At 72.9% G+C, this 21169-nt stretch carries 23 protein-coding genes; 15 read left to right on the top strand and 8 right to left on the bottom strand.

Annotated features, from left to right (window positions below):
* Positions 1 to 37: 37 nt before the first annotated feature.
* Complete coding sequence (locus OUQ99_RS12790) at positions 38 to 826, bottom strand: IclR family transcriptional regulator (RefSeq protein ID WP_267949661.1); 789 nt, start codon at positions 824 to 826, stop codon at positions 38 to 40.
* A gap of 381 nt (positions 827 to 1207) precedes the next feature.
* Here OUQ99_RS12790 and OUQ99_RS12785 point away from each other — a divergent pair, with 381 nt between their 5' ends.
* The 9 genes from OUQ99_RS12785 to OUQ99_RS12745 all read left to right on the top strand — a co-directional run bounded on the left by OUQ99_RS12785 (position 1208) and on the right by OUQ99_RS12745 (position 10529).
* Positions 1208 to 2773 (top strand): ABC transporter substrate-binding protein, encoded by a 1566-nt coding sequence (locus OUQ99_RS12785; RefSeq protein WP_267949660.1) that lies wholly within the window; start codon positions 1208 to 1210, stop codon positions 2771 to 2773.
* Positions 2774 to 2777: 4 nt separating this feature from the next.
* Positions 2778 to 3716, top strand: a complete 939-nt coding sequence (locus OUQ99_RS12780) for an ABC transporter permease (protein ID WP_267949659.1) — start codon at positions 2778 to 2780, stop codon at positions 3714 to 3716.
* Entirely contained in the window at positions 3713 to 4696 is a 984-nt protein-coding gene (locus tag OUQ99_RS12775) for an ABC transporter permease (RefSeq protein ID WP_267949658.1), read from the top strand. Before OUQ99_RS12780 ends, OUQ99_RS12775 begins: the two co-directional genes overlap by 4 nt.
* Positions 4693 to 5712, top strand: coding sequence for an ABC transporter ATP-binding protein (locus OUQ99_RS12770; protein WP_267949657.1), 1020 nt, complete (start codon positions 4693 to 4695; stop codon positions 5710 to 5712). Before OUQ99_RS12775 ends, OUQ99_RS12770 begins: the two co-directional genes overlap by 4 nt.
* Entirely contained in the window at positions 5705 to 6739 is a 1035-nt protein-coding gene (locus OUQ99_RS12765; RefSeq protein WP_267949656.1) for an ABC transporter ATP-binding protein, read from the top strand. The genes OUQ99_RS12770 and OUQ99_RS12765 overlap by 8 nt, the downstream gene beginning before the upstream one ends.
* 241 nt (positions 6740 to 6980) lie before the next feature.
* Positions 6981 to 7400, top strand: coding sequence for a universal stress protein (locus OUQ99_RS12760; RefSeq protein ID WP_267949655.1), 420 nt, complete (start codon positions 6981 to 6983; stop codon positions 7398 to 7400).
* Positions 7397 to 8407 (top strand): Bug family tripartite tricarboxylate transporter substrate binding protein, encoded by a 1011-nt coding sequence (locus tag OUQ99_RS12755; protein WP_267949654.1) that lies wholly within the window; start codon positions 7397 to 7399, stop codon positions 8405 to 8407. Before OUQ99_RS12760 ends, OUQ99_RS12755 begins: the two co-directional genes overlap by 4 nt.
* Before the next feature lie 24 nt (positions 8408 to 8431).
* On the top strand, positions 8432 to 8971 hold the full coding sequence (locus OUQ99_RS12750) for a tripartite tricarboxylate transporter TctB family protein (RefSeq protein WP_267949653.1): 540 nt from the start codon (positions 8432 to 8434) through the stop codon (positions 8969 to 8971).
* 1 nt (position 8972) lies between these two features.
* Positions 8973 to 10529: a tripartite tricarboxylate transporter permease gene (locus OUQ99_RS12745; protein ID WP_267949652.1), complete on the top strand. Its 1557-nt coding sequence runs from the start codon at positions 8973 to 8975 to the stop codon at positions 10527 to 10529.
* A gap of 75 nt (positions 10530 to 10604) precedes the next feature.
* Here OUQ99_RS12745 and acnA read toward each other — a convergent pair whose 3' ends face one another.
* Positions 10605 to 13277: an aconitate hydratase AcnA gene (acnA, locus tag OUQ99_RS12740; protein ID WP_267949651.1), complete on the bottom strand. Its 2673-nt coding sequence runs from the start codon at positions 13275 to 13277 to the stop codon at positions 10605 to 10607.
* An 81-nt stretch (positions 13278 to 13358) separates the two neighbouring features.
* Between acnA and OUQ99_RS12735 the strand changes: the two genes are divergently transcribed.
* The gene (locus OUQ99_RS12735) at positions 13359 to 14039 is read left to right on the top strand and encodes a GntR family transcriptional regulator (protein ID WP_267949650.1); all 681 of its coding nucleotides are present in this window, start codon (positions 13359 to 13361) and stop codon (positions 14037 to 14039) included.
* 101 nt (positions 14040 to 14140) lie between these two features.
* On the opposite strand, the gene OUQ99_RS12730 is transcribed toward OUQ99_RS12735, so the two are convergent.
* Positions 14141 to 14611 carry a nitroreductase/quinone reductase family protein gene (locus tag OUQ99_RS12730; protein ID WP_267949649.1) on the bottom strand — a complete coding sequence of 157 codons (471 nt, stop codon included), beginning with the start codon at positions 14609 to 14611 and terminating at the stop codon, positions 14141 to 14143.
* Between the two features lie 81 nt (positions 14612 to 14692).
* A complete protein-coding gene (locus OUQ99_RS12725; protein ID WP_267949648.1) occupies positions 14693 to 15766 on the bottom strand; it encodes an alkene reductase in 1074 nt (357 codons plus the stop codon).
* Positions 15767 to 16080: 314 nt separating this feature from the next.
* On the opposite strand from OUQ99_RS12725, the gene OUQ99_RS12720 reads away from it, so the two are divergent.
* The 3 genes from OUQ99_RS12720 (at position 16081) to OUQ99_RS12710 (ending at position 17769) form a co-directional block, all read left to right on the top strand.
* Positions 16081 to 16743 carry a pentapeptide repeat-containing protein gene (locus OUQ99_RS12720; protein ID WP_267949647.1) on the top strand — a complete coding sequence of 221 codons (663 nt, stop codon included), beginning with the start codon at positions 16081 to 16083 and terminating at the stop codon, positions 16741 to 16743.
* A gap of 136 nt (positions 16744 to 16879) precedes the next feature.
* Complete coding sequence (locus OUQ99_RS12715; RefSeq protein WP_267949646.1) at positions 16880 to 17293, top strand: spore-associated protein A; 414 nt, start codon at positions 16880 to 16882, stop codon at positions 17291 to 17293.
* Between the two features lie 80 nt (positions 17294 to 17373).
* Complete coding sequence (locus OUQ99_RS12710) at positions 17374 to 17769, top strand: spore-associated protein A (RefSeq protein ID WP_267949645.1); 396 nt, start codon at positions 17374 to 17376, stop codon at positions 17767 to 17769.
* 77 nt (positions 17770 to 17846) lie between these two features.
* Here the strand turns inward: OUQ99_RS12710 and OUQ99_RS12705 are convergent, their stop codons facing one another.
* Positions 17847 to 18959: a serine hydrolase domain-containing protein gene (locus OUQ99_RS12705; protein WP_267949644.1), complete on the bottom strand. Its 1113-nt coding sequence runs from the start codon at positions 18957 to 18959 to the stop codon at positions 17847 to 17849.
* A gap of 46 nt (positions 18960 to 19005) precedes the next feature.
* The gene (locus OUQ99_RS12700) at positions 19006 to 19653 is read right to left on the bottom strand and encodes a DUF4097 family beta strand repeat-containing protein (RefSeq protein ID WP_267949643.1); all 648 of its coding nucleotides are present in this window, start codon (positions 19651 to 19653) and stop codon (positions 19006 to 19008) included.
* Between the two features lie 270 nt (positions 19654 to 19923).
* On the opposite strand from OUQ99_RS12700, the gene OUQ99_RS12695 reads away from it, so the two are divergent.
* On the top strand, positions 19924 to 20097 hold the full coding sequence (locus tag OUQ99_RS12695; RefSeq protein ID WP_267949642.1) for a hypothetical protein: 174 nt from the start codon (positions 19924 to 19926) through the stop codon (positions 20095 to 20097).
* Positions 20098 to 20210: 113 nt separating this feature from the next.
* Here the strand turns inward: OUQ99_RS12695 and OUQ99_RS12690 are convergent, their stop codons facing one another.
* Together OUQ99_RS12690 and OUQ99_RS12685 are read right to left on the bottom strand one after the other, a co-directional pair.
* Positions 20211 to 20576 carry a nuclear transport factor 2 family protein gene (locus tag OUQ99_RS12690; RefSeq protein ID WP_267950363.1) on the bottom strand — a complete coding sequence of 122 codons (366 nt, stop codon included), beginning with the start codon at positions 20574 to 20576 and terminating at the stop codon, positions 20211 to 20213.
* A gap of 2 nt (positions 20577 to 20578) precedes the next feature.
* Complete coding sequence (locus tag OUQ99_RS12685) at positions 20579 to 20707, bottom strand: hypothetical protein (protein ID WP_267949641.1); 129 nt, start codon at positions 20705 to 20707, stop codon at positions 20579 to 20581.
* 49 nt (positions 20708 to 20756) lie between these two features.
* On the opposite strand from OUQ99_RS12685, the gene OUQ99_RS12680 reads away from it, so the two are divergent.
* Entirely contained in the window at positions 20757 to 21143 is a 387-nt protein-coding gene (locus tag OUQ99_RS12680; protein ID WP_267949640.1) for a MerR family transcriptional regulator, read from the top strand.
* Positions 21144 to 21169: the final 26 nt, after the last annotated feature.

The following is a 21169-nucleotide window of genomic DNA, read 5'->3' as shown; positions in this document are numbered from 1 at the left end:
CCCTCCGCGCACACGGGCCCCGGCCGGCGGGACGGGGTCAGCGCACGATGCGGTCGCGCGCCCCCAGCAGTGCGCCCACGATCCCCCGCTCCCGCTCGGGGTCCAGCCGGACGATGGGGACGGAGAAGCTGAGCGCCTCCCTGGGCGCGCCCCCTCCCCCGAAGTCGAGCGCCACCGCGAAGCACCGCAGCCCCACGGTGGACTCCTGTTCGTCGATCGCGTAGCCGCGCTCCCTCACCCGCGCCAGCTCTTCGCGCAGTTCCGCACGGTCGGTGATGGTGTGGGAGGTGCGCGCCCGGACCGTCTCCGGCAGCAGGGCCTCGGCCTCCTCCCACGTGCGCCCGGCAAGGAGTGCCTTGCCGAGCCCGGTCGCCCAGCAGGGGAGCCTGCGGCCGGGCCTGGAGACGACCGCCAGCGAGTGCCGGGAGATGCACGTCGCCAGATAGACGATCTCGTGCGCGTCCAGGCGGGCGAGGTGGACGGTCTCCCCCCACTCCTGGGAGATCTCGTCCATGACGCGCTGCGCCCGGCGCACGACGTCGTCGTGTTCTACGTAGGAGGCGCCCACGCGCAGGGCGCGGATCCCCAGACGGTACCCGGATCCGGTGTCGTCGGGATCCACCCACCCGCTCTGGACCAGAGTCATCAGCAGCGCGTAGGCACTGGCCCGGGGAAAACCCAGGTCGGAGGTGATGTCGCGCAGGGACCTCGGCGTGTCCGCCGCACTCAGGTACTCCAGCAGCGCGATCGTCCGCTCGGCGGACTTCACCGGGCGGACGCCCGTCACCCGGAGGGTTTGCGCGTCCTGTTCCTCGGAGAGTCCCATGTTCATCCTTGACGTGATCTGAGACACCTACTTACTGTTGCTGTCTATAAATATAGATACCGTCTTCATATGTAGACAAGAGGTTTCTGTATGCCCCCCGCGCCCGCAGTGCCCGCAGACCTCCCCTCCGGTTCGCCGGGCTTCCCCGCCCCGGCCGGGGGGCTCGACACCCCCCGTTCCGGGGACCGCACCGGCGATGCGGCCGGAGCCGCACCGGACGCGCTGTCCGCCCGCCACCAGGGCCCTCTCAGATCCGACGGTCCCGGGTACCCCTGAGGCGCTCGCCGCCCGCACCTCCTGCACGGAACCCCGCCCCCGGGCGCCTCCCGCCCCGTGGAAGACCCGTCCCCGCCCCGCCCCAGGTCAGATATCGGAGCCCCCATGCCCGTCCCACCCCCCTCCCGGGATGCCCGCCGCCGTCCTGTGCGGATCGCCGGCGCCCTCGCCGCAGCCGGTGTCCTCCTGGCCGGCAGCGCGTGCACCGTCGCGAACTCCGGCAACGGAGACGCCGCGGACACGATCCGCATCGTTCTGCCCGAGGAACCGCCCACCCTGGAGCCCTGCGACGCCTCGCTCACCGCGACGGGCCGTGTGACGCGCTCCAACATCACCGAGGCGCTCACCGAGCGCGTCCCCGACACCGGCGAGCTCGAACCGGCGCTGGCCACCGACTGGGAGCGGACCTCCGACACCACGTGGACGTTCACCCTGCGCGACGGGGTCACCTTCCACGACGGCACGGCGTTCGACGCCGAGGCCGCCGCCTTCTCCATCGACCGCACCGTCGACTCCGACATCGGCTGCAACGTCGACGGCTACGTCTTCGGCGACGGGGAGCTCACCGCCGAGGCCACCGGCGCCACCACGCTGGAGGTCACCACCGCCGAGCCCGACCCGATCCTGCCGCTGAGGCTGTCCTTCGTCGAGGTCGTCCCCACCAGCACCAGCGCCGAGGAGAAGGTCCGCGAACCCGTGGGGACCGGCCCCTACCGGGTCGGGACGTGGGAGCAGGGGACCAGCCTGACCCTGGAGCGCTACGACGGCTACTGGGGCGAGGCCCCCGCCTACGCGACGGCCAGGTACGTATGGCGGTCGGAGGGCAGTATCCGGGCCGCGATGGTCTCCCAGGGCGAGGCCGACATCGCCGTCGGGCTCGCCCCCGAGGACGGCGCCGGCGACTTCGCGGTGGAGTTCCCCAACAACGAGACCTCCTACATGCGCATGGACGCGACCCAGGAGCCGCTCGACGACCTCCGCGTCCGCCAGGCGGTCAACCACGCGATCGACAAGGAGGGACTGGTCTCCTCGGTCTTCGCCGGCCTGGGCGAACCCGCCGGACAGGTCGTCCCGGAGGGCGTCACCGGCCACAACCCCGACATCGGGGCCTGGCCCCACGACCCGGAGAGGGCCGCCGCACTGGTCGAGGAGGCGCGCGCGGACGGTGTGGCCGTCGACACCACGATCACCATCATCGGCCGCAACGGCATCTACCCCCGGGCCTCGGAGGCCATGGAGGTCGTGCAGAGCTCCCTGATCGAGGCCGGACTCGACGTGGAGATCCAGATGCTCGACGTCAACGCCTGGCTGGAGTACCTGCTGCGCCCGTTCCCCGCCGACGCCGGTCCGACGCTGCTCCAGGCCCAACACGGCAACCAGGCGGGTGACGCCGCATTCACGATGGAGCAGATCTACGGCTCCGAGGGAGCCCAGAGCAGCTACGGAACCAGGACCCTGGACGAGCTGACCCAGGCGGCCGAGCGGGCACAGGGCGAGGAGCGCCAAGAGGCGTTCGCCGACGCGCTCGCCCACCAGAACGACGAGGTGGTCCGCGACGCGGTGCTGGCGCACATGACCGGCATCATGGCCGTCGCGACGAACGTGTCGTACACGCCGAACTCGGCCACCAACGACGAACTGCGCCTGCGCGAGATGCAGCGGAACGACTGAGGCGGTGTCCGACTCCATGCTCGTCTTCCTGCGGCGCCGCATCATCTCCGGCGCCCTGCCGCTCCTCGCCGTGGTCCTGGGCGTGTTCTTCCTGGCTCGGCTGACCGGTGATCCGGCCAACCTCTACCTGCCCCTCAGCGCGACACCCGAGATGCGGGCGGAGTTCGCCGCCAGGAACGGCTTCGACCAGCCGGTGGCCGTGCAGTTCCTCGACTACCTGTCCCAGATCGTCCGCCTCGACTTCGGCGAGTCGCTGCGGACCGCCCAGCCCGCCGCCCAGGCGGTGCTCCAGGCGTTTCCCGCGACCCTCCAACTGGCCGGCGCCACGATGGCCATCGCCGTGACGGCGGCCGTGGTGGTCGGCAGCCTGGCCGCCTACCGCCCGAACTCGCTCGCCGACCGGTTCGCAGGCCTCCTGTCGTCCGCGTCGGCGAGTGTGCCGGACTTCTGGTTCGCCATCATGGGCGTCCTGGTGTTCGCGGTGACGCTGAACTGGCTGCCCACCTCCGGGACCGACGGGATGGGCGCGTGGGTCCTGCCGATCGCCACGCTCCTCATCCGCCCGTTCGGTGTCCTGGTCCAGGTGGTGCGCGGCTCGATGGTCTCGGCGCTGTCGGCCCCCTACACCAGGGTGGCGCGCAGCAAGGGGGCCGACGAGAAGCGCGTCATCTTCGTCCACGCCCTGCGCAACGCGGCCGCCCCCGCCCTCACGGTCGCCGGCGACCTCGCGGTGGGCCTGGTCAACGGCGCCGTCGTGGTCGAGACGATCTTCGGCTGGCCCGGCATCGGGAAGCTGATGATCGACTCGATCCTGCAACGCGACTTCGCGGTGCTCCAGGCGGCGGTACTGCTGACCGCTGTCACGATCTTCGCCCTCAACATCCTCATCGACGCCTGCTACGCGCTGCTCGACGCGCGCGTGCGCCAGGGGGTGGCGACATGACGAACGGAGACCCCTTGTCCGAGACCGGGGACCGCCCGGATCAGGCGGGCGCCGCGCCCCCGGCCGCGCGACCGCCGCGCCTGTTCGCCCTGCTGCTCAAGGACCGCGTCGCCTGCCTGGCCGCGCTGATGCTGCTGGCCGTGGCCGCCTGCGCGGTGGCCGGACCGTTCCTGCTCGGTGACCTGGCCACCCGGCAGAACCTTCATGCAGTCGACCTCCCGCCGTTCACCCTGGACAACGGCTGGGCGTTCGTGCTCGGCAGCGACTCCCTGGGCCGCAGTGTCGCGGCCCGGCTGGTGGTCGCGGCACGCACCACCTTCGCGGTGGCCGTGCCCGCCGTCCTCGCCTCCTTCGTGGTGGGGTCGGCCTGGGGCATGTGGGCGGGCTACCACCGCGGCTGGCGCGAGAGCGTGTCCATGCGGATCGCCGACGTGGTCCTCAGCTTCCCGTCGCTGCTCCTGGCGGTCGTGGTCCTGTACGTGTTCTCGCCCAGCGTCGCGACCCTGGTCCTGGTCCTGGCGATCGCCCGCGTCCCGGTCTACCTGCGCACGGCGCGCGCCGAGTCCGCCGAGCTGCGCAGCCGCCTGTTCGTGGACGCGGCCCGCACTTTCGGCGCCCGCGGGGGGAGCATCATCCGGCGCCACGTCGCCCCGACCGTGATGCCCACGCTGATCACCGTCGCCACGCTCGACTTCTGCTTCGTGATGCTCACGGAGTCGTCATTGAGCTTTCTGGGCATCGGCATCCAGCCGCCGGACCTGAGCTGGGGGCTGATGGTGGCCCAGGGGCGCCAGGAGCTCCAGACCGCCTGGTGGATCGCGGTCTTCCCCGGCCTGGCCATCGTCATGACGACCGTCTCGGCGACCACCCTGGCCTCCTGGGCCCGGCTGGCGACCGACCCCGCCCAGAGGTGGCGGCTGACCGTGCCGCGCGGCAGGGCCCGCGCGACCGCCCGCAGAGCCGAGGAGGCAGGTAGATGAACGCTCTCCGGGAGAGCATCCACCGGACACGGCCCACGGACCCGGCCGCGATGGAGGTGGACGGGCTCTCGGTCGACATCCGGACCCCCGAGGGGGTCGCGCACGCGGTCCGCGACGTGAGCTTCACCGTGCGCTCGGGCCGGACCCTGGCGCTGCTGGGCGAGTCCGGGTGCGGCAAGAGCATGACGGCGCTGGCGATCGCCGGGCTCCTCGACCCGGTCGCCGACGTGGTCGGCGGCCGGATCCGCCTGAACGGCGCGGACCTGCTGGCGCTCGGGGCGTCGGAGCGGCGCCGCCTGGCCGGCCCCGAACTCGCCATCGTGTTCCAGGACGCCCTGACCGCACTGAACCCGGTGTTCACCGTAGGCGCCCAGCTCGGCGAGCCCTTCCGCATCCACGAGGGGTTGTCGCGCCGGGCGGCCCGGGACAGGGCTGTGGAACTCATGGAACGGGTGGGCATCCCCGAAGCGCGCTCCCGGGCCGGCGCCTATCCGCACCAGTTCTCCGGCGGTATGCGCCAGAGGCTGCTGATCGCCATGGCGGTGGCGCTGCGGCCCTCGGTGCTGCTCGCCGACGAGCCCACCACCGCCCTCGACGTCACGGTGCAGGCCCAGATCATGGAGCTGCTCCGCGACCTGCGCACCGAGCGGGACATGGCACTGGTCCTCATCACCCACGACCTCGCGGTCGCCGCCGAGCACGCCGACGACGTGGCCGTGATGTACGCCGGGGCAATCGTGGAGACCGGGCCGATCGGCGAGGTCTTCGCCGCTCCCCGCCACCCCTACACACGGGGCCTGCTCTCCTCGGTTCCGGGGGGCGGCAGGCCCGGCGAACCGCTGAGGTTCATCCCCGGCAGCCCGCCCGACCTGCGGGCGGTCCCCAGCGGGTGCGCGTTCCGCTCCCGCTGCCACCTGGCGCGCGAGCGGTGCGCCTCGCACCGGCCGGAGCTGTCCGGGGACGAACGCGGCCGCACGGTCGCCTGCCACTACTGGAAGGAGGCCACCGATGCCTGAGACCACGGCGCCGCCCGTCGGGCCGCTGCTCCGGGCGAGCGGCCTGACCAAGAGCTTCAGGGTGCCCCGGAGTGCGTCGGGGAGCACGTCGCTGCGCGCCTTGGACGGGGTCGACCTCACCCTGGACCGCGGTGAGACGCTGGGGCTGGTGGGCGAGTCCGGGTGCGGCAAGTCCACCCTGGCCCGGGTCCTGCTCATGCTGGAGCGTCCGGACCGGGGAACGCTGAGCTTCGACGGGACCGACCCGTTCGCCCTGCGCGGCAAGCAGCTCCTCGCGTGGCGGCGGCGGGTGCAGATGGTGTTCCAGGACCCCTTCGCGTCCCTCAACCCCCGTCTGAACGCGGCCGAGCTGATCAGCGAGCCGTGGCGCACCCACCGCGACCTCGTCCCCCGGCGGGACCGGGCCGAGCGGGTGCGCCGGCTGCTGGAGATGGTCGGCCTGCGGGCCGGTGACGCCCACCGCTACCCCCAGGAGTTCTCCGGGGGCCAGCGGCAGCGCATCGGGATCGCGCGTGCGCTGGCACTGGACCCCGACGTCATCGTGTGCGACGAACCCGTGTCCGCCCTGGACCTGTCCGTGCAGGCACAGGTCCTGAACCTGCTCGCCGAACTGCAGGCCGAGCTCGGCGTCTCCTACGTCTTCATCTCACACGACTTGTCGGTGGTGCGCCACGTGGCCGACCGCGTGGCGGTGATGTACCTGGGCGGTGTGGTGGAGACGGGGAGCACCGAGGAGATCTTCACGAACCCTCGCCACCCCTACACGGCGGCGCTGCTGTCCTCCGCCCCGTCCCCCCTCCGGTCCGACGCGCCCTCCCGGGAGCGCATCCTGCTGACCGGTGAGGTGCCCTCGCCGGTCGATCCGCCGTCGGGGTGCCGCTTCCGCACCCGGTGCCGCCACTCCGAGGACCTGTGCTCCCGGACCGCCCCGCCCGTGGAGGCGGTGTCCGGGGACCCGGCACACACGGCCGCCTGCCATTTCCCGCTGGGGCCGGCCTCCGCGGGGTCGGGCGCGTCCGGCGGCTGACCCCGCGGCCGGGTTCCGGCGCCGCCCTGGGACACGGGCCCCTCCCGGCCCCTCCCCCGGGGCGGCGTGCGCCGCGGCCTCCGCCGATCCGCGCTCGTCCGGCCGCCCCTGCCCCCGCCGCGGGCCGCCGGCGCCGCTCCGGCCGCCGTGCCACCTGCTGCTATTGACGGATCGGCCCCGGTGATACAGCCTATACACTGCACACTGTGACGCCAGTCACGGATGGTTCGAGGAGGAGCAGATGACAGTGGTGCTCGCACACGCCCCCGTGGAGTCCGCCGAGGCGGCCTTCGCGCAGGCGGTCCGACAGGCGGGGCTCCAGGGCGGCGAGTTGGTGATCGCCAACGCCGTCTCGGACGACGCCGCCGCCGACACACGGGCCGCCGACGAGTCCCGGGTCCGCGAACTCGTCGGGCGCGCGGAGGCCGAGGGGGTCCGGGCGAGGGCCGTACGCCTGGCCGACGCCGACGCGGCGGCCGCCCTCCTGGACCTCACCGAGGAGCTGGACGCCGACCTGCTCGTCATCGGGGTCCGCCACCGCTCCGCGATCGGCAAGCTGCTCATGGGCAGCACGGCCCAGCGCCTGCTCCTGGAGGCGTCGTGCCCCGTGCTCGCGGTGAAGTCCGGAGCCGGGCCCCGCAGAGCGGGAGGCCCCGCGTGATCGGCGACAAGGGCCTCCTCGGCGCCGGGATCGGCCTCGCCCTGGTCGTGACGACCGGGTTCTTCGCCGTGCAGGACGCCGCGGGCGGCGACGAGGGCTCGCGCGCCCGCTCCGCCCTGACGGTCATCGCCCCCGCCGCGGCCGGAGGGGGCTGGGACCTGGCCGCCCGCGAGTTCCAGCAGGCCACCAGGACGGAATCGATCGTCAACAACGTCCAGGTGGTCAACGTGCCCGGCGCGGGCGGGACCATCGGCCTGGGTCAGCTGGCCAGGCTCGACGGGGAGCCCACCACCGTGATGGTCACCGGCGCCGCCATGGTCGGCGGCGTGGAGATGGGCGGTTCCCCGGTCCGGCTGAGCGACGTGACGCCGATCGCGCGCCTGACCGACGACTTCGAGGTGATCGCGGTCCCCGCGGACTCCCCCTGGCAGACCCTGGACGACTTCCTCCGGGCCTGGGAGGAGGACCCGGACATCCCCGTGGGCGGCGGGTCGGCCGGATCGCCCGACCACCTGGTCGCCGGGCAGCTCGCCGAGGCCGCGGGGCTGGACCCCGCCGACCTGCACTACACGCCGCACGCCGGGGGCGGGGAGCTGACGATCTCCCTGCTCTCCGACGCCGGCGGCACCGTGCAGATCGGCGTCACCGGGTTCAACGACTTCCGCGACCTCATCGAGGGCGGGCGGCTGCGGGCGCTGGCCGTCGTGGCGCCCGAGCGCCTCGACGGGTTCGACATCCCGACCACCGCCGAACTCGGCTACCCCTCCGTCGACCTGGTCAACTGGCGCGGCCTCGTCGCCGCCCCCGGGATCACCGACGAGGACCGGGCGGAGCTCCTGGCGATCACCGAGGAGATGTACGGGGCCGAGTCCTGGCAGGAGGCGACCGACCGCAACTACTGGCAGCCGAACTGGGCCGGTCCGGAGGAGTTCGCGGAGTTCCTCACCGACGAGGAGGTCCGGATCCGCACGCTCATGACCGACCTCGGCCTCATCTCGGGCTCCTGAGCCCGAGGACTTCACGGAGAGAACATGTCACACACAGACCTCGACAGCGGCTCGGCCGCCGACCCGGCGGAGGCCCCGCCGCGGACACCGTCCTTCTGGGACGGCCGCGGCGAACTGGTCATCGGCGGCCTCCTGCTGGCCATGGCGGGCACGCTCGCCGCGGGCAACGCGGGGATGGACGTCATCGGCGACGGCGGCCTGCTCGGCCCCCAGGGGTTCGGCTGGTTCGTGGCCGCGCTCGCCGCCGTCATCGGCCTCCTGCTGATCGTCGCGGCGCTGCGCCGCTCCCCCGGGCGCCGCGCCGCCCTGGCCGCGGAGGAGCGCACCAACTGGCGCGCCGTCGGCCTGGTCCTGCTCGGCATCGCCGCCTTCAGCGGCCTCATCGACATCGTGGGCTGGCTCCTCATGGCGACGCTGATGTTCACGGCCGTGGCGACGGGGCTGGGCAACCGGAACCTCCTGCGCAGCCTGACCGTCGGCTTCGTCATGGCCGCGACCGTCCAGATCGTGTTCAGCGGCATGCTCGGCCTGAACCTGCCCTCCGGCGTGCTGGGGGGTCTGTGACATGGAGCAGCTGACGCACCTCATCGGCGGGTTCGGCGCCGTCCTCACCCCCATGAACCTCCTCTGGATCACCCTCGGCGCGTTCCTGGGCACGGCGGTGGGCGTCATGCCCGGCCTGGGATCGGCCATGGCCGTGGCCCTGCTGCTGCCGATGACGTTCACGCTCGACCCGCTGGCCGCGCTCATCATGTTCAGCGGCGTCTACTTCGGCGGCCTGTTCGGCGACTCCACCGCGGGCATCCTGATGAACACCCCGGGCAACAGCACCGCGATCGCCACCACCTTCGAGGGCCACAGGATGGCGCGGTCGGGGCGGGCCCCGCAGGCGCTCGCCACCTCCGCCATCGGCGCGTTCACCGGAGGCATCCTCGCCACCGTGCTGGTCGTCTTCTTCGCGCCCTCCATGGCCGACCTGGCGACCAAGTTCGGCCCCGGCGAGTACTTCGCGCTGGCCGTCTTCGCGTTCGTGGCGATCTCCGCCGTGGTCTCGGAGTCGCCCCTCAAGGGCCTGGCCGCCCTGGCGTTCGGCCTGGGGCTCGCCCTGGTTGGCACGGACCAGTCGACGGGCACCGCGCGCTTCACCTTCGGGATGCCGGCGCTCTTCGACGGGATCAGCGTCGTCGTCATCACCGTGGCCGTGCTGGCCGTCGGCGAGGTGCTGTACGCGGCCGGGCGCGTGGGCCACCGCGGCGCGCACGAGATCGTCCCCTCCGCGGGACGGCCCTGGCTGTCGGGCAGGGAGTTCCGGGCGGCGCTGCCCGCGTGGCTGCGGGGCGCCGGCATCGGCATCCCCTTCGGCATCATCCCGGCGGGGGGCGCGGAGGTCCCCACCTTCCTCGCCTACAGCGCCGAGCGCCAGCTGGACAAGCGCCGCCGCAAGCCGATGTTCGGCAAGGGGGCGATCCAGGGCGTGGCGGCCCCGGAGGCCGCGGGCAACGCGACGGCGGGGAGCGCGATGGGGGCGCTGCTGTCGCTGGGCCTGCCGACCTCGGCCACCGCGGCCGTGCTGCTGGCCGCCTTCCAGCAGTACGGCATGCAGCCCGGCCCCCTGCTGTTCGAGCGCAACGGCGACATCGTGTGGGCCCTCCTGGCGGGCCTGCTCCTGGCCACGGTCGTGCTGCTGGTCATCAACCTGCCGTTCGCGCCGCTGTGGGCGAAGCTGCTGCTGCTCCCCCAGTCCTACCTCTACGCGGGCATCACGGTCTTCGCCTGCCTCGGGGTCTACGCCACGGGCGCGAGCAAGACGGACCTGGTGCTCATGTGCCTCCTCGGCGTCCTGGCGTTCGCCATGCGGCGCACGGGGGTGCCCCTGGCCCCGGTGCTCATCGCGGTGATCCTGGGCCCGCTGGCGGAGTACTCGCTGCGCGACGCGATGGCCAACTCCGGCAACGACCCGCTCATCCTGGTCGGGAGCCCGATCACCGTCGCGCTCTACGGCCTGCTCCTGCTCGGGCTCGTCTGGACCGCGTGGCGGCGGCTGCGCCCCGCCGCGCCCGCCGGCGAACCCGCCGCGGAGGACCCCGCGGACTGCGGAGAGGTCCCGCGGGCGCGGAGCTGACCCGGCGCTCCGACACGGAGGGGCCGGCCGGGAGGGACTCCCGGCCGGCCCTTCGCCGTGCGACACCCGGTCGGATCAGTCCCGGGCCCGCCCCGGCTCCGACAGCGCCCGGTGCAGGATGTAGGGCAGCAGCCCGCCGTGGCGGTAGTAGAGCTGTTCGCGGGAGGTGTCCACCCGGGCCCGCACGGTGAACTCGGTGACCCGGCCCGTGCGCAGGTGGCGGGCGGTGACGGACAGGCGCTCGGGGACCTCGTCGCGGCCCTCCAGCCCCGTGACGGCGTACTCCTCCTCCCCCGTCAGCCCGAGGCTCCCGGCGCTGTCGCCGTCCTCGAACTGGAGGGCGAGCACGCCCATGCCCACCAGGTTGGAGCGGTGGATGCGCTCGAAGGACTCGGCGATGACCGCGCGCACGCCCAGGAGCGAGGTGACCTTGGCGGCCCAGTCCCGGGAGGAGCCCGTGCCGTACTCCCGGCCGGCGATGATCAGCATCGGCTGCCCGCGGTCGCGGTGGCGGTCGGCGACGGCGTGGACCTCGCCGACCGTGCGCTCGTCGCCGTCGGGGCCGAGATCGACGGCGCTGCCGCCCGGCAGGCCGGGGGTCATCGCGTTGCGGAGCCGGGGGTTGGCCAGGCCGCCGAGTTTCATCACCTGCCAGTTGCCCCTGCGCGAGGCGTAGGTGTTGAGGTCGGGCGCCTCCACGCCGCGCTCGCGGAGGAACCGTCCGGCGGGGCTGTCGGCGGGGATGCGCCCGGCCGGGCAGAGGTGGTCGGTGGTGACGGAGTCACCGAGGACCTGGAGGGCGCGGGCGCCCACGATGTCGCCGTGCGCCCCCTCCGCGCCCCGCTCCGCCGCCAGTTCCAGGAACGGGGGGCGCTGCAGGTACACGGAGTCGGGGTCCCAGTCGAACCGGGCGCCCCCGGGCGCGGTGAGCCCCCGCCAGTTCTCGTCGCCGTCGAAGAGGGTGCCGTAGACCTCGGTGTACATCGACGGTTCGATGCCGGCGGAGACCACCTCTTCGATCTCGGCCTCGGTGGGCCACAGGTCGGCCAGCATGACCGGCTCGCCGTCCGGGCCGGTGCCGAGCGGGTCGGCGGTGAGGTCGACGCGGGTGGTCCCCGCCAGGGCGAAGGCGACCACGAGCGGGGGCGAGGCGAGGAAGTTCAGGGAGACGTCGTTGTTGACGCGGCCGTCGAAGTTGCGGTTGCCCGAGGTCACCGAGGCGGCCACCAGCCCCCTGTCCTCGACGGCGGCCGCCGCCCCGGGCGCCAGCGGCCCGGAGTTGCCGATGCACGTCATGCACCCGTACCCGACCAGGCCGAACCCCAGCTTCTCCAGGTCGCGCATCAGGCCGGCGCGCTCCAGGTAGTCCACGACCACGCGGGAGCCGGGGGCCAGGCTGGTCTTGACCCACGGTGCGACGCCCAGTCCGCGCCGGACGGCGTTGCGGGCGAGGAGGCCGGCGGCGACCATGACGGCGGGGTTGGAGGTATTGGTGCACGAGGTGATGGCGGCGATGGCGACGGCGCCGTCGCGCGGCCCGGACGCGTCGGGCCCCTCGGCGGGCGCGGGCTCCTCGGCACGGCCCAGCTCGGCGAGGGCGGCGCGCACCGCCTCGCCGGTCCCGGCCAGCTCGACCCGGTCCTGCGGTCTGCGCGGTCCGGCCAGGCTCGGGGTGATCCCGTCCAGGTCGACGACGAGGGTCCGGTCGAAGCACGGCCTGCGGTCGGGGTCGTGCCACAGGCCCTGCTCCTTGGCGTAGGCCTCCACCAGCCGCACGTGGTCCTCGCGGCGCCCGGTCAGGCGCAGGAACTCCAGGGTGCGGTCGTCGACGGGGAAGAGCGCGGCGGTCGAGCCGAACTCCGGGCTCATGTTGGCCAGGGTGCACCGCGTGGCGACGCCGGTGGCGCCGACCCCGGCGCCGAAGAACTCCACGATGCTGCCGACCACGCCCAGGCGCCGCATCCTCTCGGTGACGGTGAGCACGAGGTCGGTCGCGGTGACGCCGGGCCGCAGCTCGCCGACCAGTTCCACGCCGACCACCGGGGGGATGAGCAGGGAGACCGGCTGGCCCAGCACGGCCGCCTCGGCCTCGATGCCGCCCACGCCCCAGGCCAGCACGCCCAGCCCGTTGACCATGGTGGTGTGGGAGTCGGTCCCGGCGACGGTGTCGGGGAGGGCCAGGCCGTCGCGCACCTCGACCACGCGGGCCAGGTGCTCGACGTTGATCTGGTGCATGATGCCGGCGCCGGGCGGGACCACCTCGAGCGTGCTCAGCGCCCGCTGTCCCCACTTGAGGAACCGGTAGCGCTCGGCGTTGCGCTCGTATTCGCGCCGGACGTTGAGGCGGGGGGCGTCGGGGCGGGCGAAGAAGTCGGTGGACACCGAGTGGTCGACCGTCAGCTCGGCGGGGATAGCGCCGTCGACGGCACCCGGGTCCCCGCCGCGTTCGGCGACCGCGTCGCGCAGCGCGGCCAGGTCGGTCAGGACGGGCACGCCGTTGGTGTCGTGCAGGAACACCCTGGAGGGGTGGAAGGCGATCTCGTGGGTGCCGGTGCGCCCCTCCGCCACTGCCGCGATGTCGGCCCCGGTGACCAGGTCGCCGTCCTCGTGGCGCAGGAGGTTCTCCAGCATGATCTTGTGCGCGAGGGGCAGCCGTTCGGTTCCCGGCACCGCCCCGATGTGGAAGTACTCCGCGCCGCCCGCCGCGGACCCCAGCCTCCGGCGGCTGCGGTGTGAATCGATCGACATCAGTCCTCCTAGCCTATAGGCTACATGATGTCAGAAGTCAGGAGAGGCCGATATCCTGCCTCCTCAGGGAGGACGACGTTCGTGACGACGAAGCCGGTTTTCAGCAAGAGCCAGTACGCCTACGAGGAGATCAAGCAGCGCATCCTCGCCGACGAGCTGCACCCCGGGGCGGCGCTGAGCCAGGAGGGCATCGCGGCCGAACTGGGCGTCTCGACCACGCCCGTGCGCGAGGCGCTCAAGCGCCTGGCCGCCGAGGGGCTCATGACGCTGGAGACGCACCGGGACGCGCGGGTGACGGAGCTGTCCTTCGAGGAGGCGCAGAGCCTGTACGAGGTCCGCTCGCACGTGGACCCCCTGGCCGCCGGGTGGGCGGCCCAGCGCCGCACCGGCGCCGACGTCGAGGCGATCCGCCGCGCGCTGGACGCCCTGGACCCGCTGACCGGCACGTCCGGCATCCAGGCGCTGAACGCGCACCGCGACTTCCACCGCGCCGTGTACCGCGCCTCCCACAACGAGCCCATGATCGGCATCCTGGACAGCCTGTGGGACAAGGCCGACCGCTACCGCCAGTTCACCCTGCGGCACCGCGCCGGGTCCGCCTCCGAGGACGCGCGCGTGCGCGGTGAGCACCGGGCGCTGGCGGAGGCGGTGATCGGCGGCCAGAGCGGGACCGCCGAGGAGGTCATGCGCGGGCACATCGAGCAGAGCCTGGGCCGGCAGGCCATGGAGGCCCTGCGCCCGGGGGCGGCCCCCGCGCGCTGACCGGGCGGGCCCGGCCCCGCCGACGTGGCGACCGCCCCGGAGATCCCCGGGAAGGCCCTCGCCGTCGGCAGGGTCCTTCCCGGGTCGGGCAGGGCGGGGACTCAGTCCTCGCCGTGGCCCTTCGGGAGGAGGCGGATGACGGGGATCGTGCGGTCGGTGGCCCGCTCGTACTCCGCGAACCCCGGTGCGGCGGCGGTGATCTTCGCCCAGACGCGGTCGCGTTCGCTTCCGGCGAGCTCCTCGGCAGTGACGGCGAGCTCCTCCCCCGCGACGACCACGCGCACCCGGTCGGGGGCGGCGGCCAGGTTGCGGTACCAGACCGGGTGCCTGGCCGCCCCGGCGGCGGAGGCCACAATCGCATAGGAGTCCCCGTCCAGGGGGAAGTAGGCCACCGGAGTCTGCCGCTCCTGCCCGCTCTTGCGGCCGACGGTGACCAGGACGAGCGCGTTCATCCCGTCCGGTCCGCTGCCGCCGGCGCGGATGTCGGCGATCACGTCCTCGTTCATCCGCCGCATCTGCTCGGCGGGCGGCAGCTGGGCGCCGCGGGTGCCCTCGGGTGTGTCGAAGCTCAAGGTGACTCCTTCTCGTTGTGTCGTCGCGGTGTCGGCGGGCCGACGTCGCGGGACGGGCCGCCGGACGGCGGCGGGGCGGTCTCAGTCCAGGGCCGGGTAGTCGGTGTAGCCCCGCTCGCCGCCGGAGTAGAAGGTGGCCCGGTCCGGGGCGTTGAAGGGCCCGTCGGCGGCCAGGCGCGCGGGCAGGTCGGGGTTGGCCAGGAACAGGGCCCCGAAGGAGACCAGGTCCGCGGTGCCGTCCGCCACCAGGTCGACCGCGTCCGGACCGGTCGGGACGCCGGAGCCGGTGGCGGGGTTGAGGATGAACGTGTTCGGCCACGCGGCGCGCAGCCGGTCGGTGAGCGCGCGGTCGGCCTGCTCCGCCAGGTGCAGGTAGGCCAGGTCCAGCTCGGCCAGCCCGTTCACCAGGGGCAGGTAGGTCCCGGCCAGGTCCGCGTCGTCGGTGATGTCGTTGAACGTGCCGCCGGGCGAGAGGCGGATGCCGGTGCGGTGCGGGCCGATCGCCCCGGCCACCGCCCGGGCGACCTCCAGGGGGAGCCGGATCCGGTTCTCGACGGAGCCGCCCCACCGGTCCGTGCGGAGGTTGGCGTTGACCGACAGGAACTGGTGGAGCAGGTACCCGTTGGCGCCGTGGACCTCGACCCCGTCGAACCCGGCGTCGATCGCGTTGCGCGCCGCGTCGGCGAAGTCCCGGACCGTCCGGTGGACCTCCTCGTCGGTCAGCTCCCGGGGGGTGACGAACTCCGCCGCCCCCTGGTGGGTGTAGACCTTCCCCCGCGCCCTGACCGCGGAGGGCCCCACCGGCGCCAGGCCGTCGGGCAGCACGTCGGGGTGCCCGATCCGGCCGGTGTGCATCAGCTGGGCGAAGATCACCCCGCCCTCGGCGTGGACCGCGTCGGTCACCGCTCTCCACGCCCGGACCTGCTCGGCCGAGTGCAGCCCGGGGGTGTTGGTGTACCCCTGACCGACGGCCGAGGGCTGGGTGCCCTCGGTGACGATCAGGCCGGCGCCCGCGCGCTGGGCGTAGTACCGGGCGGTCAGCGCCGTCGGGATCCGCTCCGGCTCCCGGGCGCGGCTGCGCGTCATGGGCGCCATCACGATCCGGTTCCTCACCTTGGTACCGGCCAGCTCGTGGGGGTCGAACGCCGTGGGCATGCCCTTCTCGCCTTCACTCGCCGCGGAGCCGGGGCCGCCCGCTCCGCGATGTCTGTCGTCCGGCCGAGTAAACCACCCCGCGGGCCGGCCCCGCCTCGGCGAGCACCGTGTGCTCCTGCTTCCGTCCGCCCTCGGCAGGCGGGGGCCGGTGGCGCGGTCGGCGCCCCGACCTCTCGTGGCGGACCGGCCGGGGCGCCGCTCGACGCGGTGGTAGGTTCCACTGGTCAGGAGACCGCGGTGGCGTCGGGTGCGAACCCGCCTCGCGCCCGTGTCCACCCCGCGGCCCGCCAGGGGCCGCTCCAGGAGAGGACCCCGTGTCCGGTCGCCCCGTCCCCACCGAGATCTCGGACCTGCCCTACGCCGAGGACCTGCGCCCCTTCAGCATGGAGCAGCTGCACGACGACCCCCACGAGGGCGTCCACTTCGACGGCGGCGGGTTCGACCGGGTCCACCTCACCGGCGCCCGGTTCATCGAGAGCGCCTTCACCTCCGCCCGGTGGAGCGGCGGGAGCCTGCGCCGGTGCAGGTTCACCGACGTGTGGCTGCACACGGTGCGCGTGACCGGCACCGACATCGCGGAGTCCGTCTGGCTCGACAGCAGCATCGTGGACAGCGTGTTCGCCGGCGCCGCCTCCTTCGACTGCGAGGTCCGGCGCGTGGTCTTCTCCTCCTGCAAGCTCGACGGGGTGAACTTCAGGGCCTCGCGCATGGACGACGTGGTGTTCGAGGACTGCGTCCTCACCGACGTGGACTTCGGCGGGGCGTCCCTGTCCCGGGTCTCCTTCCCCGGCTCCAGCCTGCGGAAGGTGCACCTGGCCAAGGCGAAGCTGCGCGAGGTGGACCTGCGCGGGGCGGTCGACCTCGACCTGACGTCGGGCTTCGAGTCCCTGGCCGGCGCGATCGTCACCCGGGGCCAGCTGATCGCGCTCGCCCCCGCCCTCGCCGCGAGCACGGGGATCTCCGTCCGGGACGAGTGAGCGCCTCGGGCCTTCGCGAGAACGGGCCCGTGTCAGTGGACCGAGGATCAAGAAAGTGGTCACTCCCGGCCAAGGACGTTTCCGGGAGAACCCGTCAAGCTTGAGGGGCCCAACCACCGAACGAACGGATCCCCCCGTGCGACTGCTCAGGAAAAGCCTCGCCACCGCCACCGCCACCCTCGCGCTCCTGGCCGGCGGCGCGATCGCCGCGGCCCCCGCCTCCGCCGCCGCCTACAACGGCGCCTGCGGAACGGGCTACAACGTCGTCAACTCTGCCCAGGTGCCCAACAACCAGGGCACCCTCTTCCTCACCTACAACAACTCCAACGGCTACAACTGCGCGGTCACCATCCGCAACAACCCGGGCGCCGCACTGCCCATGCTCGTCGGCCTGCGCAGGACCGGCGACGAGAGCTCGGCCAGGTACGACTCGGGCGACTTCACCACCTACGCCGGCCCGGTCTACGTACACGGGAGCGACACCTGCATGGACTGGACGGGCACCATCAACGGCCACCAGGTCACGAGGATCGCCACCAACTGCGGCTGAGGCGCACGGGCTCCCGGCCCGGCACGACGACGGCCCGCACCCCCGCGAGGGTGCGGGCCCCGAACGAACGGACCCGCCCCGTGCGACTGCTCAGGAAAAGCCTGACCATCGCCGTCGCGACGCTCACCCTCCTCGCGGGCGCGGCCTCCACCGCAACTCCCGCCTCCGCCGCCGCCTACAACGGTGCCTGCGGAACGGGCTACCAGGTGGTCAACTCCCTCCGGATACCCGGCAACCAGGGCACCGTCCACCTCACCTACAACAACTCCAACGGCTACAACTGCGCGGTCACCATTCCCGAGAATCCGGGCACCGCTGCCGTGGATGTCTGGCTGAACAGGGCCGGGGAGCCGACGCCGGGCCTACCCGATCCGTACCCCGGACCGGTGTACGTGGACGGGCGCGGCTCCTGCCTGGAATGGGGCGGCTCCGTCAACGGCCGCAGGGTCGACTGGCGCGACACCAGCTACGGCTGAGGCGCGCGGTTGCCCCGGCCCGGCACGACGACGGCCCGACCTGCCCGGTGTGGCCGTGCCCGGGGCCCCGGAGCCGTCTACCGGGCCGGCTCGGCCGCGGCGCCCTCCCCGCTTCCGAACACCTCCCCGACGAGCCTCCGCGTCACCTCCTGGAACTCCCCCGCCAGGGACTGCCCGGCGTCGTCCACGTAGGTCAGCGAAGCGGTCAGGGTCCTGCTGCCGTCGGGCGTGCCGTACATCAGCGCCGCGTAGCCCGCGATACCCCCGTTGTGGGTGATGACGGTGCCCCCGCCCGGGGTCTCCTGCACGAACACCCCGAGGCCGTAGCCCGCCTTGGGATGCGGCGTGCACATCTCGGCCAGGAGCGGGGCCGGCAGGAGCCTGCCGCCCAGCAGCGCGGAGACGAACACGTGGAGGTCCCGGGTGGTGGAGACCATGTCGCCGCCGCTGGAGATCCACGAGGGGTTCTGGCGGGTGACGTCGACCGTCCTCTCCTCGCCGTCCTCCTCGTACCGGTAGTAGGCGTGGGCGTGCGGTTCGGGGAGCTCCGGCCCGGTGGTCGGCACGACGGTCCCCGTCAGCCCGAGGGGGCCCAGGACCGAACGCCGCATCTCCTCGGCGAGCGGGTGGCCGGTGACCTTCTCGACCAGCAGCCTGGCCAGCACGTAGTTGGTGTTGGCGTAGCTCCAGTCCGCGCCCGGCTCGAACCGCGCCGGACTGGACAGCGACAGCTCCACCAGCTCCTCGGGCCGGTAGGTCCTGAACCGGCTCTCCACCCACTCCCGGCCCGCCCAGGTGATCCCGGGCACGACCGTGCCGTCCTCGTAGTGCTCGCCGGTGAAGTTGAAGATGCCGCTGGTGTGCTGTAGCAGCATCCGCACCGTGATCCTCCGGTCCAGCCCGAACCCGGGGAGGTGGTCGGCCACCGGGTCCTCCAGACCGAGTCTTCCCTCGGCCACCAGCTGCAGCACCACGGTCGCGGTGAAGGTCTTGGTGCTGCTGCCGATCCGGAAGTGCCCGTCGGTCGGCGGCTTCTCGGGGGAGCCCAGCTCGCGGGCCCCGGCACTGCCGGCCCACTCCCCCCGCTCGTCGTTCACGCGCATCTGGATCCCGACGAAACCGGGGCCGACGACGTCCTGGATGATCTTCTGGAGTTCCGGGCGGTCCTGCTCGGCGGAGGTGGCGGACATGGTGGTGTTCTCCTTCGACTGTCGGTACGGGACGGGGTCGGCCGGGCTACAGGCTGCGGGCGGTGGTGGCGCGGATGTGCAGGTCGGGGGCGCCGTCGTTCCTGAGGGCGTTGTGGATACGGCCGTAGGGGGTTCCGGCGTCCAGGGAGGCCGAGACGCCGGGGGCGGCGCCGATCGAGATGCTTCCGGACTCGGTGCTCAGCTCGACGGTGCCGCGCACGGCCTCGGTGACGGCGATGTCGCCCTTGGAGGTGCTGATCCGGGCGGAGCCTTCGAGGCGGGCCAGTGAGACGTCGCCGGCCAGCAGGGTGAGGCGGGCCTCGGCGGTGTGGTCGAGTTCGACCGTGGCACGGGCGGCTTCGAGGGTGATCTCGCCCAGGCGTCCGGTGCTGTGCAGCCGGGCGTCGGCGGCTTCGGCCCGGAGGGCCGAGCCGGCGGGCAGGTGGACGACGATCCGCACGGAGCCGGTGTCACCCAGGATCCGGTTCTCGGCGGGCGCGGTCCGGATGCTCAGGACCCCGTCGGCGAGGTCCACGGCGGTGCGCTCGGCGGCCTTGACGTCTCGGCTCCTGGCGGGGTCGGCGGGCAGGACCTCGACGGTGGTGTCGGCGCGGTCGGCGGCGGTGAGGCTGATGTGGGCGCCGGGGACGTCCAGGACGGCGGTGACGGGGGCGGGGGTGGTGAACGTGTGCATCGTGCTTGTCCTCCTCGTGCGGCGGATCCTTGCGACCCGCTGTTTCCGATGAAGGAAAAGCTACGTTGCATTCGCATAGTCGGCAACACCTTCGTTGCGAGAAAAACCTATAATTGCAGGTAGTTTCCGCGAAATCGTTGCTTTGGTTTTGAATCTAACGCAACAACTCCACGCCATGCATTGCAATGAATGGAAATCGAACGCTATGGCGCCACCGGCCGGGAGCCTCCGGACCTGCCGCCCTACCTGACGGTAGGTAGGGTGACGCCCGTGCTCGAACACACCTCGGTCGCGGTGACCGGCCTCAGGAAGTCCTACGGGAAGCGCCCGGTCCTCGCCGGCGTCTCCCTCGAGGTCCGGCGGGGCAGCCGCACGGTCGTCCTCGTCGCCACGGGGTTCGCGGCCTGCGGGCTCGCCCTCGGCCAAGCACGAAGGAACCGGTGACCGCCGCGCCCGGTGATCGCCGCCGGGCCCCGGGCCGACGATCCGGGCTCATCAGGCGTTCGTCGGGGCCCCGCGTCCCACGGGGCAGGGTCCCCGACGGACAGGATCCGCTTTCACGACGGCCCCTGGGCGAAGAAGCCGTAGATCCTGCTGATCCCGCCGTTCTCCAGCACCATGACGTCCCAGCCGTCGCCCACCGCAGGTTCGCCGGGCCTGCCGAAGCTCCAGTCGAAGTGGGCCAGGCCGTGGTGGGCGCGGACTTCACCGAGCCGGAACACCATGCCGGCGAACTGCTCCTGCCAGCCGGCGATGTAGGAGTCGATGGCCGACACGCCCTCGGCCACGGTTGCGGGGTCCGTGTACACCGCGTGCGGAGCGAAGACCTCGTTCCCGAGGGCACGGCGGGCCCGGGGGTCTCGCTCGTTCCAGATCGAGATGTACACGGCCGCCGTCCGGGAGACGGTCTCGGCGCTTTCCATGGTCACGGGGTTCCCCACCTCTCGTCGGATGCTTCGATCAGGACGTGGCGGTCGGGCCCGCCGTGCCCGGCAGCGGGGGCGTTCCCCAGCAGTCCGGGCGCACCGACGGAGGAACCGGGGCTGTCGCCCATGGCACAATCTTCAACGTTCATACCGGTATGAAGGTCAAGGAGCTTTCTGGTGCTGGTCGGGGAGCTGAGCCGCCGGACGGGTGTCGGTGCGCACCAACTGCGGTACTACGAGGCGCAGGGACTCCTGGAGCCGGACCGCGGCACGAACGGGTACCGCGAGTACCCCGAGGACGCCGTGGCGAGGGTGAACCAGATCAGGTCCTTGATCGACTCGGGGATGTCCACCAGGGACATCGCCTCGATGATGCCCTGTGTGCTCGGGGAGGCCCCCGACTTCGTGAGCTGTCCCGAACTACTGGCTCTCATGCGAGCCCGCGAGGACCGGCTGACCGGGCAGATCGAAGCGCTCACGTCCTCGCGTGAAGCGCTCCGGAGCCACATCGGGAAGACCGTGACGGCCGGCCCGGGCGAGCGCCCCTGGGGACGCGGGGACTGAGCACCCGGCTTCCGGCGGACCGGCCC

The organism is Streptomonospora nanhaiensis (genome assembly GCF_026642255.1).
GTDB lineage: Bacteria > Actinomycetota > Actinomycetes > Streptosporangiales > Streptosporangiaceae > Nocardiopsis > Nocardiopsis tropica.
The sequence above is the reverse complement of the archived record's forward strand: the minus strand, read 5'-3'. Positions and strand labels throughout refer to the sequence as shown.

Excerpts from the sequence above, each read along its gene's own strand:
- OUQ99_RS12700 (WP_267949643.1), bottom strand. The coding sequence starts at position 19,653 with ATGCACACGTTCACCACCCCCGCCCCCGTCACCGCCGTCCTGGACGTC.
- OUQ99_RS12725 (WP_267949648.1), bottom strand. The coding sequence starts at position 15,766 with ATGCCCACGGCGTTCGACCCCCACGAGCTGGCCGGTACCAAGGTGAGG.
- OUQ99_RS12775 (WP_267949658.1), top strand. The coding sequence starts at position 3,713 with ATGACGAACGGAGACCCCTTGTCCGAGACCGGGGACCGCCCGGATCAG.
- OUQ99_RS12760 (WP_267949655.1), top strand. The coding sequence starts at position 6,981 with ATGACAGTGGTGCTCGCACACGCCCCCGTGGAGTCCGCCGAGGCGGCC.
- OUQ99_RS12765 (WP_267949656.1), top strand. The coding sequence starts at position 5,705 with ATGCCTGAGACCACGGCGCCGCCCGTCGGGCCGCTGCTCCGGGCGAGC.
- OUQ99_RS12770 (WP_267949657.1), top strand. The coding sequence starts at position 4,693 with ATGAACGCTCTCCGGGAGAGCATCCACCGGACACGGCCCACGGACCCG.
- OUQ99_RS12785 (WP_267949660.1), top strand. The coding sequence starts at position 1,208 with ATGCCCGTCCCACCCCCCTCCCGGGATGCCCGCCGCCGTCCTGTGCGG.
- OUQ99_RS12685 (WP_267949641.1), bottom strand. The coding sequence starts at position 20,707 with ATGGGCGACAGCCCCGGTTCCTCCGTCGGTGCGCCCGGACTGCTGGGG.
- OUQ99_RS12690 (WP_267950363.1), bottom strand. The coding sequence starts at position 20,576 with ATGGAAAGCGCCGAGACCGTCTCCCGGACGGCGGCCGTGTACATCTCG.
- OUQ99_RS12745 (WP_267949652.1), top strand. The coding sequence starts at position 8,973 with ATGGAGCAGCTGACGCACCTCATCGGCGGGTTCGGCGCCGTCCTCACC.
- OUQ99_RS12790 (WP_267949661.1), bottom strand. The coding sequence starts at position 826 with ATGGGACTCTCCGAGGAACAGGACGCGCAAACCCTCCGGGTGACGGGC.
- OUQ99_RS12705 (WP_267949644.1), bottom strand. The coding sequence starts at position 18,959 with ATGTCCGCCACCTCCGCCGAGCAGGACCGCCCGGAACTCCAGAAGATC.
- acnA (WP_267949651.1), bottom strand. The coding sequence starts at position 13,277 with ATGTCGATCGATTCACACCGCAGCCGCCGGAGGCTGGGGTCCGCGGCG.
- OUQ99_RS12750 (WP_267949653.1), top strand. The coding sequence starts at position 8,432 with ATGTCACACACAGACCTCGACAGCGGCTCGGCCGCCGACCCGGCGGAG.